This is a genomic window from Corynebacterium jeikeium (assembly GCF_000738175.1).
GTDB lineage: Bacteria > Actinomycetota > Actinomycetes > Mycobacteriales > Mycobacteriaceae > Corynebacterium > Corynebacterium jeikeium_C.
In genome coordinates this window covers 14,071-27,344 of the sequence record NZ_JFCH01000063.1, presented here as the reverse complement: position 1 = coordinate 27,344, position 13,274 = coordinate 14,071, and the positions used below count along the sequence as shown (strand labels likewise).

Sequence of the window (13,274 nt, the reverse complement as noted above, 5' to 3'; positions counted from 1 at the left end):
CAGTCTTGGGAGTAGTTTCTTAGGCGTGCCTAGGAGCCGGCCAGCGTGTGCTGGTCGGCTTCGTCTTTGGGGCTTTATGCGGCGACGGGGCGTGGCGGGATTTCGCGGAAGAACTCCTTGTTTTTCAGCATCGCGTAGATGACATTGCATCGGCGTCGTGCCAGGCAGATGACTGCTGCGTTGTGGCGTTTTCCTTCAGCGCGTTTGCGTTCGTAATACCGCCGTGACGGTTCGTGGCTGCGGATAACTGCGAATGCGGAGTAGAACAAGGCGTTTTTCAGTCGTTTATTGCCTGACCGTGCCGGGAACTCACCTCTGATCGACGAACCTGATCGTCTAGTCACGGGTGCTATTCCAGCATAAGCAGCTAAGTGGCCAGCACTAGCGAAGTCGGAGCCATCACCGATCGCAAGAAGGATCTGCGCTGCGGTCTTGATGCCGACTCCGGGCATACTCATCAAGACCTCACAAAAAGGGAAATCAGCGAGCATCTCTTCAACCTGCTCAGCAATGGTGTTTCGTTGCTCTTTGAGGGCCTGGATGTTTGCAGCCAGTTGAGGAATTACTAACTCGGCGGCATCGCTTCCAGGCACGGTGACTGTTTGAGCTTTCAGCGCTGTAAAAATGTCGTCTACCAGCGGGGTGGGGTCTTTACGTGTGCGCTTGATCATCCAGTTCAACACTCGTTGGTATCCGGCTCTTTTTAGCCCCTGCGGTCCCTTGTAATGGATCAATAATTCCAGGATCGGCGTGCGAGTCAGGGTGCTACCAGCAAAAACTCGTTCCAGGCTGGGGTAGATCTGGGTGAGGACACTGCGAAGCCGATTGACAGTGCGAGTGCAATCGCGGGCGATGTCATCATCGAAGCCGGACAGCATCTTTAGGGCGGAGAGTACCTCATCATTGCGGTCGACGGCACGTAGCGTGTGGGGCATTGTGCGGGCGGTGTCGGCGATGATGAATGCGTCGCGTTTGTCTGTTTTTGCACGTCCCGGATAGAGATCTGCAGCTTTGCGCATCGCAAGACCTGGCAGGTATCCGACTTCGCAACCGCAGTCCCGGGCTACAGCAATCGGTAGTGCGCCGATGGTGTTGGGTTGGTCGACGATCACGAGCACGGTGCCAAGCTTCTGAAGCTGGTGAAAAACGCCTGCTAGTTCGGATTCGAGTTGAGGCAACGGTTTGTCGAAGACCTTGTTGCCATCACGGTCTAAGGCGCAGGCGTGGTGTTCAGATTTGCCGACGTCTAACCCAAGGAATATGTCGATGGAATGCTCCGGAGACATGATGAGCTCCTAGAAAACGAGATGGGTATGGCGTTGTTCCAGTCGCTGGTGTCATGACCTTCGTTAGAAGCACCCACGTTACAAAGAGACCTAGTTTAAAACTGGCCGTGTCCCTATCAGCTGTCATCGAAAGTCCTGGCACCCGGCGGCAACACCCCCCGGATTATGGAAACTACAGGGCAGGTAAGCCATACCGGGACCAGCGACTATCCCCATTATCGGGGACACTCACAAGGTAACGGGACAGGGGGCGTGCTTTGCTGGCCTAAGGCCTCGTGCGACGCAAATCCGGAATCCTGGAATTCGATTCTATCCATTGTGCTGCTTGCGGATTGATCCAGTTAGCGACAAGAGACAGGGCGTCTTGTACTCGATCTAACGCAGCATCTTCGAATTTCAAATTAGGTTTAACTATTGGCTCGTGATGTGCACAACGGTTTCGCAAGGTATAGATGACGTCGACTTCGCGTCTGAAATCCTGTAATGACGCCACGCCGATATGAGTTGACCTCTTTGTGGAGTTTGACTGGGGAATCGCATGTAGAGTTTTCTGGACCAATGGCCAGATGGTGGATGAGTAGGTATTGGTAAACAGAAATCTCCAGAAATCAAAACTAAGCTCTGCGATAACTCGACCTGGTGGTGGTGATGTATTCCTGGCGGATCCGGCGCGCCGCTCAGCTTTTCGAATGGATTTCTTAGCCTGAGCATTGAACGGGATGTCCGTATTCGTGTACCACTGATGTCCGTATTTTGAAGACACCGCTGCATCGACACAGTTACGGAGCAGTACCTCGACGTGCTGAATATCCTCAAGGAAGGCTTTGGTGATGCGTGTGTTCCAAAGGTAGAGAGCTTCCGGGTCGGAGTGGAAACTGTAGGTTTTCATCCGTTCTGGTGAAAACCACTTATCCAGGTTGTTTCCTGCGTTGCCGTTGGATTGCATACGTTTCAGTGTTAGGATTGCATTGAAAGCCCCGGAGCGATCCCTGCGTTTTAGACGTACATCACCGGGGTTATTGATTTTCTACAGATTTATTGGGGGTTAGCAGGGGGGGTAAGTAGTGGGGTGAATAGCCAAGGACGCCTTAGCCGCACGGCATGCGGCCTCGGGGAACGAAGGCTCCCCGATCCGCCAGCTGGCTTTGAGCCTGGCTACTTCACCTTACCCAGGCGCAGGAAGACGGTCTCGCCGGTGGCATCCTCCAGAGCGTCGTTATCCGTCACCGCGTACATTTGGCCATCCGCCGCGATGGTGAAGCCCTCCAGCTTCTCCTGGGTCCAGCCGTTCGTCGCGCGCAGCTTCGGCAGCACGTCCACGGCCAGCTCCTTGTTCACCATCGGCAGCGCGCCACCACTGGCGTCACCGTTCGCGCCAGCGGCTGCCCCCTCAGCACTACCCTCGGGCAGCGTCACCTTCATTACGCGCTTGACCTTGGCGTCCGGACCGTTCAGCTTATCGCGCTCGATCACCAGCAGGTGCTTATCGTCCAGCGCGGTGATCTCCGACAGACCCATCCAGTCGCCCTTGCCGGCCGACTTCTCCAGCTCGTAGCCGAACCACTGCCACTGCTTGGTCTTCGTGTCGTACTTGCCGATGCGCGTGGTGTTGTCGCCCTCTAGCGCCTCGCGGTCCTTCGCCTCCGGGTCCTTCCACAGCGGTCGCTGCACGGCGACGAAGAGCTGTTCCACGCCGTTTTCGTCCTTTGTGGAACTGACGCCCTCTAGTCCCCACTTGCCGATGTGCTCAGCCACGTCGGCAGGTAGTTCGACCGCAGAGGTGATGTTGAGGTCTTTATCGGTGTGGAAGAGACGGTTATCCTTGCCCTTCTTGCCCTCGGAAGCGATCCAGAAGCCCCCGTCGGCAGCCACGGAAATTCCTTCGATGTCCAGATCCTCAGCCGGGGCACCGTCACGCTTCACTGCGCGGCGTTCGGTGATCACGGCCGGCTGCTTGGAGGCATCGATCGTGTAAACCCAGCCGTTCGCGTACGCGGAGTCGGAGGCCGCGTACAGGCGGTTGGCGTCCTTCGGATCGGCGGTCAGAGCGCCCAGCGCACCCCAGCCGATCGGCGCATCGCCCTGGTCGGCGGAAACAATGGAGGGCTGGGATTCCTCGCCACCCAGACGATATAGCGTCACCGCGCTACGCACGGCGTTGTCTGCCTCGTCGACCTCGCTGGATACAGCGAGCATGTTCCGCTCCGGGATCGGCAGGATTCCCTCCGGGCCATTGGTGGTGAACAGCATCTGCACGAACTGCGGGTTCGCCGGATCGTTGACGTTGTACACGGCAACGAAGTTGGAGCGCTCGGAGCCGACGAAGGCGTAGTTGGTGCCGTTCATCTTGGCGGTGGCGATCCCCTCGATTTCCACGCCCTTCTTCTTGGCGCGCTTGTTGTTGTGCAGGCCGTGGCGGATGGCCAGGTTCTCCACGGAGTTGCCGGCATCCCAGACGATCTTGCCGCTGGCATCGAAGACGGTCCAGCCGCGGGTGCCACTCTTCCAGTCGCCCTCGTTGGCGGTGGCTACGTGGTTATCGTCGATCCAGGCGATGGCGTCCGGCTCGCGCGGGGTGGCTGGCAGAGTGTCGGTGGGGTTGATGAGCTTGTCGGACTGGGTGTCCACGCCCTTGACTTCGGCGCTGCCTGCGCTGAAGACGTTGGTGATGCGGTTGGTCTGCAGGTCGATGATGGCCACACCGTTGTTCTCCTGCAGGGTGACGGCCAGCTGGTTCTTGCCGTTAATGCTGACGTACTCCGGCTCCAGGTCCTCTGGGGTGTCGAGCCCGGCCTTCTTTACTGCGTCCAGCAGCTTGCCGTTGTCATCCTCGAAGCGGATCGGGGTGGCCTTCCAGTCCTTGGCATCCCCGGACAGGTCGATGGTCTGCACAAAGCCGGTGGGCAGCTGCGGCAGGTTGCCGTCGTTCAGATCTTCGTCGCGCTGGTTCTCCATAGCGATCGCGGCCGTCGGCTTGCCCGGTGCGCCAGCGGGGGAGATGGCGATGGAGTCCGGCTGGCCCTTCAAGTCGATGGAAGAAACGCGGGTGCGGTCGGAGATACGCACGATATCCACACGCCCCTTCGGGTTCGCGAAGTCCCCGGCCGTCTCGTCGATAACCACCAGCAGGTAATCGCCGTACACGGCCACAGAGGTCGGCTCGTCCTTGGCGTGGCCCTGTGCCTTCAGATCCAGGGTGCCCAGGCCCTTCGGAGCGTTCGGGTCGCTGATGTCGATGAATCCGATGCGCTGTGCCAGGGCATCCGTGTGGATTAGCGTCTTGCCGTCCTTGGAGACCGTGGAGATCTCCGCCACGGTCTCCGCAGACTTGTCCTCACCATCGGGACGGTTCTCGTATACCGGGTAGGTGACGGTGCGCTCGAACGTGGACTGTGCGTCCGGGGTGCCTGGGTTACCTGGGTTGCCCGGCTGCAAGGAGCCAGCAGGGCCGCTGGAACCAGGTAGGGATGAGCCGGCAGTAGACCCAGCAGAAGACCCAGCCGAGGAGCCGAAGCCGGAGGATCCCAGGGTAGAGCCGACCACGGCCTGCGAGCCGACCGTCGCGTTAGCCGCGGGGACTGCTGCGAAGGGAATTACCGCCAGAGCCAGAGAAATCCCTGCGACCTTACGCTGTGCACGCTGGGAGACCGAGTTTTTGAAGTTGTTGAGCTGCATGAAGAGCCGCGCCTATCTATGTGCGAATTATGAATAAAACCAGACACATGTTTCCACCTCTTTTTTGCGCCAGGTTTACGGCAACATGGCCGTCAGGTGAACTCAATCACGGTGTTGGTTGACCCTTCGCCGGCGCCGGCGGCACCGCGTCACAGCACCAGGCGGTAGCCGATGCCCGTCTCGGTCGTGAAGTACTGTGGGTTACTCGGATCAACCTCCAGCTTCGACCTCAGCTGAGAGATATAGACCCGCAGGTAGTTCGTCTCCTTCTTGTAGGCCTGCCCCCACACCGCTTGCAGCAGCTCCACCTTTGTCACCAGAGTTCCGCGGTGGCGAATCATGTGCTCGGCAATGCCCCATTCCCGCGGGGTCAGATGCACGTCCTGCCCGTCGACGGTCACCCGCTGGTTCGGCAGATCAAACACTACGCGTCCGTCGGAGGTCTCCACCACGGGCTCCTCCGGGATCGGCGCGCCGGGCGCTCTACGCAGCGCCGCCCGTAGTCTGGCCAGTAGTTCGCCGACGGAAAATGGTTTGATTACGTAGTCGTCCGCGCCCTCATCCAGTGCGTTGATCTTGCCCGATTCGTCGTGGCGTGCGGAAACCACCAGCACGGGAATATCCGTCCAATTCCGTAGCGCGCGCAGCACCTCCAGGCCACTCAGATCCGGCAGTCCCAGGTCTAGCAGCACCGCCTGCGGATGCCACTTCGAGGCCACCTGAATCGCCTTCGTCGCCGTCGTCGCTACCTGTACGTCGTAGCCGCGCGCCCGCAGGGTTACTAGCACCGCGTTAGCTAGCGCTACGTCATCTTCGACCATCAAAATCTGTTCGCCGCTCATGGCGCTTCTCCTTGTACCTTCTTCTGGACGCCACGCTCTTCCCCATCTTCTGATTCCCCCGTTGCCGTTGGCAGGGATAGAACCAGTGTGGCGCCTCCACCTGGGGTGTTACGGGCTTCGAGGGTTCCGTTCATGGCTTCGGCAAAGCCGTGGGCGACAGCCAAGCCCAAACCCAGCCCGTTCTGGTTTGCCGATTGATCGCCGAGGCGTTGGAAGGGGGTGAACACGTCATTAAGGTGCTCCGAGGGGAAGCCTGGGCCGTGGTCGACAATTGCAAGCTCCACGGTGCTAGCTTCTGCGCCTGTCTTATCGTCGGCGCCCGCTGGAACCTGCTGGGCGTGCAGTTCGATCCGGGAATTCGGCGCGTAGGTACGAGCATTAACCACAATGTTCGCAATAATGCGTTGCACTAGACCCGCATCGCCTAAGACGGGCGGAACGGTGGCGTCAATAAAAGAATCGACGTGCTGTGTTGCCTCGGGCAGCTCCGCCAGAACTGCTTCGACCACGGTGTTGTAGTGCACCTTGGCGCGGTGCACGGCGACGGTGTTGGAATTCACGCGGCTCATGTCCAGCAGATTGCCGATGACGGTCTCCAGCCGATCGGTGCTGGATTCGATGGTTTCCATCAGCAGCGATCGGGATTCTTCATCCAACTCCATGTCGTCCATGTTCAGCGCACTGACCGCGGCCTTGATACCGGCCAGGGGAGTGCGCAGGTCGTGGGACACCGCGGTGAGTAGAGCGGTGCCCACACGGTTTCCGGCCTCCAGCGCGGCCGTTGCCCGGCGCATTGCATCGATCTCCTCGCGGTCGTAAATCGCGGTGATGCGGGCGCCGTGGGCTTCGATCATCGCATCCTCGGCAGGGGTCAGATCGCGCCCGTCGAGGACAAAGCGCATGCCATCACCTGCACCGACATGCGACGGTGCCTTTTTACTAGGCCACGGCACACCGATGCCACCCGGATCGGTGGTTGCCATCGTGACCCACTTCTTGCGTTCCTTCGAATACTGCTGTAGATCTACCCGCTCCAGGTTGAAGGTTTCCCGCAAACGAGCAAGCAGACTGCGGATGTCGTCGCCTTCGTCCAGCGCACCGCGTGCTAAGTCGGAGAGCACAACGGCCTGGCCGAGGCGCCGGTTGGCAATAGCGCGGCGCCTCTCTGCAATATCCACGACCACCGCCACCGCTGCAGAAATGACAAAGAACAGGATGATCTGCACCAGGTTTGCCGGCTCGGTCACCGTGAGGGTGTGATAGGGGTGTGTAAAGAACCAGTTGGCCATGACCGAGCCGATGATCACCGCCACGATAGCCGGGCCGAATCCACCGGCCAGGGCTGCGAAAACTGCGATCGTCAAATAGCCCAAAAGGATCGAACCCAAGGCTCCGTTTTCGCGGAAGAATGGCAGCACGAGGAGCGTTAAGAGGATGGGGCCTGGCACGGCCAGCAACCAGCCGATCCAGCGGCGAGTGGGGCTGAGCTGCTTCGAAGTATCCAGTCCCGTCCCGCGATCCCGCGTGAGCCCCATTAACTGGGAAGCTTTCCGAAGCGCTCTCTTAGACATCTTCGTGGCACCATCGTCGGACGAGACACTAGATGTAGAAACGATGTGCACGTCGATACGCCCGGAACCGTCGATGATCTTGTGGGCAGTGGAGCTAAACAGTCGGCTCATGCGCGTGCCCAGTCCGATCACCAACTGCGAGGCGTTGACGGTCCGCGCGAACTCTAACAGGGTGTTGGCAATGTCATCGCCTTCGATCACGCGCCACTGTCCGTCGAGGGATTCGGTGAGTTCCTGTAGGCGCCGCAGCCGCTCGGGGAGATCAACCCCCAAAGCTTCGTCGGCGCCGGAGACGTAGACCACCAGCATCTCGCGCCCGGCCACGCGCTGGGTGATGCGAGCCCCGCGGCGGATCAGCGCCTCGGACACCTCATCGCCGCGCACGGCGACCACTACGCGCTCGCGGGTCGGCCAGTTCTCCTCGATCTTTTTGTCTTCGCGGTATTTCGCCAGCCCCTCGTCGACCTTGTCGGCCAACCACAACAGACTCAGCTCGCGCAGGGCGGTCAGGTTGCCTACGCGAAAGTAGTTATTCAGCGCGGTCTCGGCCTGTTGCTGGCGGTAAACCTCACCGCGGGCCAAGCGGATCCGCAAAGCGTCTGGGGAGAGGTCCACCAGCTCGATCTCGTCGGCGTCCCGAAGCACCTGGTCCGGCACGGTCTCTAGCTGGCGCGTACCGGTGACAGCCGAGACCACGTCGTTGAGGGATTCCAGATGCTGGATGTTCATCGTGGAGATGACGTCGATGCCAGCATCCAGCAGCGCGTACACGTCGTGCCAGCGCTTGATCGCCTCGGCCGGGCGGCTGCTATCCGCGTTGTTCTCGCCCACTACGGTGTGTGCCAACTCGTCAACCAGGACGATCTCCGGGTGCGCTTCGAGCGCTGCCTCGAGGTCCAGCTCCTCGTAGTGGCCGCCGCGGTAGGGAACCGATTTGCGCGGTAGGGTCGGCAGCCCCTCGGTGAGCTTTCGGGTGCGTTCGCGGCCGTGATCTTCCACGATGCCGATCAGCACGTCCCGCCCGCGGTCGTATAGGTCGTGAGCTTCGCTAAGCATGGCATACGTCTTGCCCACGCCAGGGGCGAAGCCGAGGTACACCTTCAAAGTGCCACGCTTAGTCATTGTCGTTACTCCTGTTTTTATCGTGCGCCGAAAATTTTTTGGACGCCACGCGTCCGAGCGCTAGTGCCTGTTTTACACCGCCAGGCTGTCCGCGCCCGGAAAATGCGGGCACGTGTTTGTGCCCGCGCAAAGGGCCTAGCGCGCTATAGCTCGCTGAGCGCCTTATTCAGCTTGACCACGTTCACCGGCGCACCGTCGGCGCTACCTGTGTAGTTGCCCTCGGTGGCCTCCGATACCAGCTGCTCCACTTTCTGCTGGTCCAGATTGCGCTCCTTCGCCACACGCGGAGTCTGCAACTTCGCATAGGCGGTGGAGATGTGCGGATCCAAGCCGGAACCGGAGGAGGTCACCGCGTCCACCGGAACCTCGTCGGGGGAGACACCCTCGCGCTGGGCAACCTCGTCGCGCTTGGAGGCAATGGCCTCCTGGTACTCCTTGCTGTAGGGGGACAGGTTGGTGGCGGAGGACGACATGGCGTCATAACCAGTATCCCCAGCAGCAGAAGGGCGAGGGTAGAAGAAGCCCGGTTTCGTGACTTCCTGGGCGATCAGGGAGGAACCGGCGGCCTGGCCTTCGGCGTTGGTGATCATCGATCCGTCCGCCTTGGCGGGCATGATTCGCCCCACTCCGACCATGAACGCTGGGTAGATGATGCCCAGGATCAACGTCAGCAGGAAGAAGATGCGCACCGTGGTGGAGGCCAGACGCAAGCCGTTGTTAGATGTTGCGCGTGCCATTGTTCTCTGTGTTTCCTTTCAAAGCGGGCCGGCGGTTGCCAGCCCAAGAGGGTTAGAGCCCGAAGACTCCGGAGATAATCAGGTCGATGATCTTGATGCCGATGAACGGTACGATCACGCCACCCAAACCAAAGATGGTCAGGTTGCGCGACAGCAGCGAGGCTGCCGAACCCGCACGGTACTTCACGCCCTTCAGCGCCAGCGGGATCAGCGCGATAATGACCAGCGCGTTGAAGATCACGGCGGACAGGATCGCGGATTCGGGGGAGTGCAGGCGCATGATGTTCAGCGCTGACAGGCCTGGGAAGGCCACCACGAACATCGCGGGAATGATGGCGAAGTATTTCGCAATGTCATTGGCGATGCTGAAGGTGGTCAGGGCACCGCGGGTGATCAGTAGCTGCTTGCCGATGGCCACGACGTCGATGAGCTTGGTCGGGTCGGAATCCAGGTCCACCATGTTGCCGGCCTCTTTGGCTGCGGTGGTGCCGGTGTTCATCGCCACGCCCACGTCGGCCTGGGCCAGGGCGGGAGCGTCGTTGGTGCCGTCGCCGGTCATGGCCACGAGGCGGCCCTTGGCTTGTTCCTTGCGGATCAGCTCCAGTTTCTGCTCCGGGGTTGCCTCTGCGAGGACGTCATCCACGCCCGCCTCGGCAGCGATGGCTTTTGCGGTCAGGGCGTTATCGCCGGTGACCATGACGGTGCGGATGCCCATCTTGCGTAGCTGCTCGAAGCGCTCTGTCATGCCCGGCTTTACTACGTCTTTGAGATGGATGACGCCCAACACTCGGCCGGTGAGGTCCTCGCCCTGGGAGTTTAGGGCGATTTCTGCTACGACCAGTGCGGTGCCACCGCTGTTGGAGATGTCGTTGACCACGTCGGTGATGGACGGCGGGACGTCTCCGCCGAGGTTTGTCACGAGCTTGGCAACCTCGGAGGCTGCGCCCTTGACGATCTTGCGGTTCGCTGCCTGGTGGCTTGCGGACCATTCCGTGTGTTCTCCGGCGCCGGAGGGCAGCTGGATGCCACTCATACGAGTCTGCGCGGTAAAGGGGATGAACTCCGCGTCGCGGAAGCTCTCTTCCGGGATGGTCAGACCGGACTGCTTCTCGGCGAGCTGCACGATGGAACGGCCTTCCGGGGTCTCGTCGGCCAAAGAAGATAGCTGGCAGGCGTAGACGAGCTCTTCCTGGTTGATGCCCTCCATGGCGACGAACTCGCTGGCCTGACGGTCGCCGATGGTGATGGTGCCCGTCTTATCCAGCAGCAGGGTGGCTACGTCGCCCGCGGCCTCGACGGCGCGGCCGGACATGGCCAGCACGTTGTGCTGCACCAAGCGGTCCATGCCCGCGATGCCAATGGCGGACAGAAGCGCGCCGATGGTGGTGGGGATCAGGCAGACAAGCAGGGCGACCAGTACCACGGGGGACTGCTCGGCGCCGTTGAACGCAGCCATCGGGGCCAGAGTCAGTACCACGATCATGAAGATGATCGTCAGCACGATCAGCAGGGTGCCCAAGGCCAACTCGTTCGGGGTCTTCTTACGCTCGGCGCCCTCGACCAGGCCGATCATGCGGTCCATAAAGGACTCGCCCGGCTTGCTGGTTACGCGGATAGCAATTGCATCGGAGAGCACGCGGGTACCACCCGTGACGGCGGAGCGGTCACCGCCAGATTCGCGGATGACGGGCGCGGATTCGCCGGTGACGGCGGATTCGTCCACACTGGCGGCGCCCATGATGACGTCGCCGTCGGCGGGAATCACGTTACCGGCGCTGACCAGCACGATATCGCCCGGAAGAAGGGACTCGCTGGAGACCTCCTCGGTAACCTCCTGCATGCCCGCGCCGGAGTTCTCCAGCGCCGGTGCCAGGTGGGGATCATTCGCATCGGAACCGGTGAACTTTAGAGCATTCGACTGGGTGCGGGTGGAACGCAGGGCGTCCGCCTGTGCCTTACCGCGCCCCTCGGCCACAGATTCGGCCAAGGTGGCAAACAGTACGGTCAGCCACAGCCACACGGTGATTGACCAGGTGAAAAGGGAAGGATGCGCGATCGCCAAAACAAAGGTGAATAGCGCGCCGACCTCCACCAGGAACATCACTGGTGTCTTGTACAGCAGGCGCGGATCCATCTTTTTCAGCGCCAATGGCAGAGCCTTCTTCAACTGGGCGGCGGAAAAAGCGCCCTCGCTTTTGTTCTTGTCGTGCTTGGCCGGGGTCTTCGCACGCTTCGCTTCGGAGCGGGAAGGAGCATTTAGGATTGTCATGACAAAGCCTCCGTCAATGGGCCGAGGACCAGGGTGGGCAGGAAGGTCAGGGCGCCAACGATGATGGCGATACCGACCATCACTCCCACGAATTGCGGGCGGTGGGTGGGTAGAGTGCCGGCGGTTTCGGCAGCCGGCTTTTGCTTAGCGAAGCTTCCGGCTAGTGCCAGCGCGAAGATGATTGGTAGGAAGCGACCCAGCAACATGCACAGACCCAGGGTGATGTTGAACCACGGGGTGTCTGCACCAAAGCCGGCGAACGCGGAACCGTTGTTGTTAGAGGCCGAGGTGTAGGCGTAAACAATGTCGCTGAAGCCGTGCGGACCGTCGGCAGAAACCGAGTCGCGGGTAGAAGACAGCATGGTGGAAATACCCACGCCTGCCAGCACCAACGTCGGCATGACCAGGATGTACAGGCTGACCTTCGTGATTTCGGAAACGCCGATGCGCTTGCCGAGGTACTCCGGGGTGCGGCCGACCATCAGGCCCGCGACGAATACGCTGAGCAGGGCGATCATGAGCATGCCGTACAGGCCAGTGCCCACACCACCAGGGGAGATCTCGCCCAGCATCATGTCCAGAATCAGCATGCCGCCTGCCAACGGATGGTAGCTGGAGTGGAAAGAGTCCACCGCACCCGTCGACGTCATCGTCGTGGTGACGGCGAAGAAAGAGGAAGGAAGCACGCCCAGGCGGTACTCCTTGCCCTCCATGCCACCGCCCTGGAACGCAGCCAGGGAGGTTTCGTTGGACATCACGATTGCCAGGGAGGAGAAGTACAGAACGGCCATGGCCGCCAGAACGGCCCAACCCTGGCGCGTGTCGTTCACCATCTTGCCGAAGGTGCGCGTCAGGCTTACCGGAATCACCAGGATGAGGAAGATCTCCAGCATGTTGGTCCATGCGTTCGGGTTCTCAAACGGGTGGGCGGAGTTTGCGTTGAAATAGCCACCACCGTTGGTGCCCAGCTCCTTGATGACCTCCTGCGAGGCCACCGCGCCACCCGGGATGGTCTGCTGGCCACCCGTGATCGTGTCCACGGTAGTTGGAGCGTGGAAGTTCTGGATCGCGCCCTGGGAGATCAGCAGGATCGCGCCGATGATCGCCATCGGCAGCAGGACGCGGAAGACCGCGCGGGTCAGGTCGACCCAGAAGTTGCCGATCTGGCCATTGCCCATGCGGTTGGCCAGGCCACGAATCAGCGCGATGGCCACGGTGATGCCCACGGCGGCGGACACGAAGTTCTGTACCGCAAGACCCGCCATCTGGGTGAGGATGGTCATGGCCGTCTCACCGGAGTAGGACTGCCAGTTGGTGTTAGTCGTGAAGGATACGGCGGTGTTCCACGCCTGGTCCCAGTGCACGGGCTCCTTGCCGTGGTTCAGGGGCAGCGCCTGCTGCACGCGCTGCAGCAGGTAAACGAACACGACACTGATGGCGGAAAAGGCCAGCAGGCTCGCGCAGTAGCGGGTCCACTTTTGCTGGCCGTCAGGATTCACACCAATCAGCCGGTAGAAGCCACGTTCGAAGGCATTGTGCTTCTTGGATGTGAACGTGGCGGCCATGTAGTTGCCCAGCGGCACGTAGCAGGCCGCCAGGGCAATGATGACCATGATGACAGGGATCCACCCTGTGATGGCCCCGCTCATGAGAACCTCTCCGGGTTCAACAGGGCAACCAAAAGGTAGATGATGGCCAGGATCCCAAGGATCCCACCGACGATCAGTTCCCAGCTCATAGCTTGTCCACCGCCTTCAAGGCGGCTCCCATTG

9 protein-coding genes are annotated in these 13,274 nt (G+C 60.8%); all 9 read right to left on the bottom strand.

Annotated features, from left to right (window positions below):
* Positions 1 to 74 precede the first annotated feature (74 nt).
* The 9 genes from JQ46_RS10740 to kdpF all read right to left on the bottom strand — a co-directional run bounded on the left by JQ46_RS10740 (position 75) and on the right by kdpF (position 13,240).
* Positions 75 to 1,286: an IS110 family transposase gene (locus JQ46_RS10740; protein WP_034985101.1), complete on the bottom strand. Its 1,212-nt coding sequence runs from the start codon at positions 1,284 to 1,286 to the stop codon at positions 75 to 77.
* A 265-nt stretch (positions 1,287 to 1,551) separates the two neighbouring features.
* Positions 1,552 to 2,232, bottom strand: coding sequence for an Abi family protein (locus tag JQ46_RS11150; RefSeq protein WP_080719546.1), 681 nt, complete (start codon positions 2,230 to 2,232; stop codon positions 1,552 to 1,554).
* 209 nt (positions 2,233 to 2,441) lie between these two features.
* Positions 2,442 to 4,961, bottom strand: a complete 2,520-nt coding sequence (locus JQ46_RS10735) for an esterase-like activity of phytase family protein (protein ID WP_034988244.1) — start codon at positions 4,959 to 4,961, stop codon at positions 2,442 to 2,444.
* 149 nt (positions 4,962 to 5,110) lie between these two features.
* A complete protein-coding gene (locus JQ46_RS10730; RefSeq protein ID WP_034988242.1) occupies positions 5,111 to 5,803 on the bottom strand; it encodes a response regulator in 693 nt (230 codons plus the stop codon).
* Entirely contained in the window at positions 5,800 to 8,496 is a 2,697-nt protein-coding gene (locus JQ46_RS10725; protein WP_011273770.1) for a sensor histidine kinase, read from the bottom strand. The genes JQ46_RS10730 and JQ46_RS10725 overlap by 4 nt, the downstream gene beginning before the upstream one ends.
* 143 nt (positions 8,497 to 8,639) lie before the next feature.
* A complete protein-coding gene (kdpC, locus tag JQ46_RS10720) occupies positions 8,640 to 9,233 on the bottom strand; it encodes a K(+)-transporting ATPase subunit C (protein WP_011273769.1) in 594 nt (197 codons plus the stop codon).
* A gap of 52 nt (positions 9,234 to 9,285) precedes the next feature.
* Positions 9,286 to 11,502: a potassium-transporting ATPase subunit KdpB gene (kdpB, locus tag JQ46_RS10715; protein WP_034988241.1), complete on the bottom strand. Its 2,217-nt coding sequence runs from the start codon at positions 11,500 to 11,502 to the stop codon at positions 9,286 to 9,288.
* Positions 11,499 to 13,151: a potassium-transporting ATPase subunit KdpA gene (gene kdpA / locus JQ46_RS10710; RefSeq protein ID WP_011273767.1), complete on the bottom strand. Its 1,653-nt coding sequence runs from the start codon at positions 13,149 to 13,151 to the stop codon at positions 11,499 to 11,501. The genes kdpB and kdpA overlap by 4 nt, the downstream gene beginning before the upstream one ends.
* Entirely contained in the window at positions 13,148 to 13,240 is a 93-nt protein-coding gene (gene kdpF / locus JQ46_RS10705; protein ID WP_034988238.1) for a K(+)-transporting ATPase subunit F, read from the bottom strand. The genes kdpA and kdpF overlap by 4 nt, the downstream gene beginning before the upstream one ends.
* Between the last annotated feature and the right edge of the window lie 34 nt (positions 13,241 to 13,274).

Excerpts from the sequence above, each read along its gene's own strand:
- JQ46_RS10730 (WP_034988242.1), bottom strand. The coding sequence starts at position 5,803 with ATGAGCGGCGAACAGATTTTGATGGTCGAAGATGACGTAGCGCTAGCT.
- JQ46_RS11150 (WP_080719546.1), bottom strand. The coding sequence starts at position 2,232 with ATGCAATCCAACGGCAACGCAGGAAACAACCTGGATAAGTGGTTTTCA.
- kdpB (WP_034988241.1), bottom strand. The coding sequence starts at position 11,502 with ATGACAATCCTAAATGCTCCTTCCCGCTCCGAAGCGAAGCGTGCGAAG.
- JQ46_RS10725 (WP_011273770.1), bottom strand. The coding sequence starts at position 8,496 with ATGACTAAGCGTGGCACTTTGAAGGTGTACCTCGGCTTCGCCCCTGGC.
- kdpC (WP_011273769.1), bottom strand. The coding sequence starts at position 9,233 with ATGGCACGCGCAACATCTAACAACGGCTTGCGTCTGGCCTCCACCACG.
- kdpF (WP_034988238.1), bottom strand. The coding sequence starts at position 13,240 with ATGAGCTGGGAACTGATCGTCGGTGGGATCCTTGGGATCCTGGCCATC.
- JQ46_RS10740 (WP_034985101.1), bottom strand. The coding sequence starts at position 1,286 with ATGTCTCCGGAGCATTCCATCGACATATTCCTTGGGTTAGACGTCGGC.
- kdpA (WP_011273767.1), bottom strand. The coding sequence starts at position 13,151 with ATGAGCGGGGCCATCACAGGGTGGATCCCTGTCATCATGGTCATCATT.
- JQ46_RS10735 (WP_034988244.1), bottom strand. The coding sequence starts at position 4,961 with ATGCAGCTCAACAACTTCAAAAACTCGGTCTCCCAGCGTGCACAGCGT.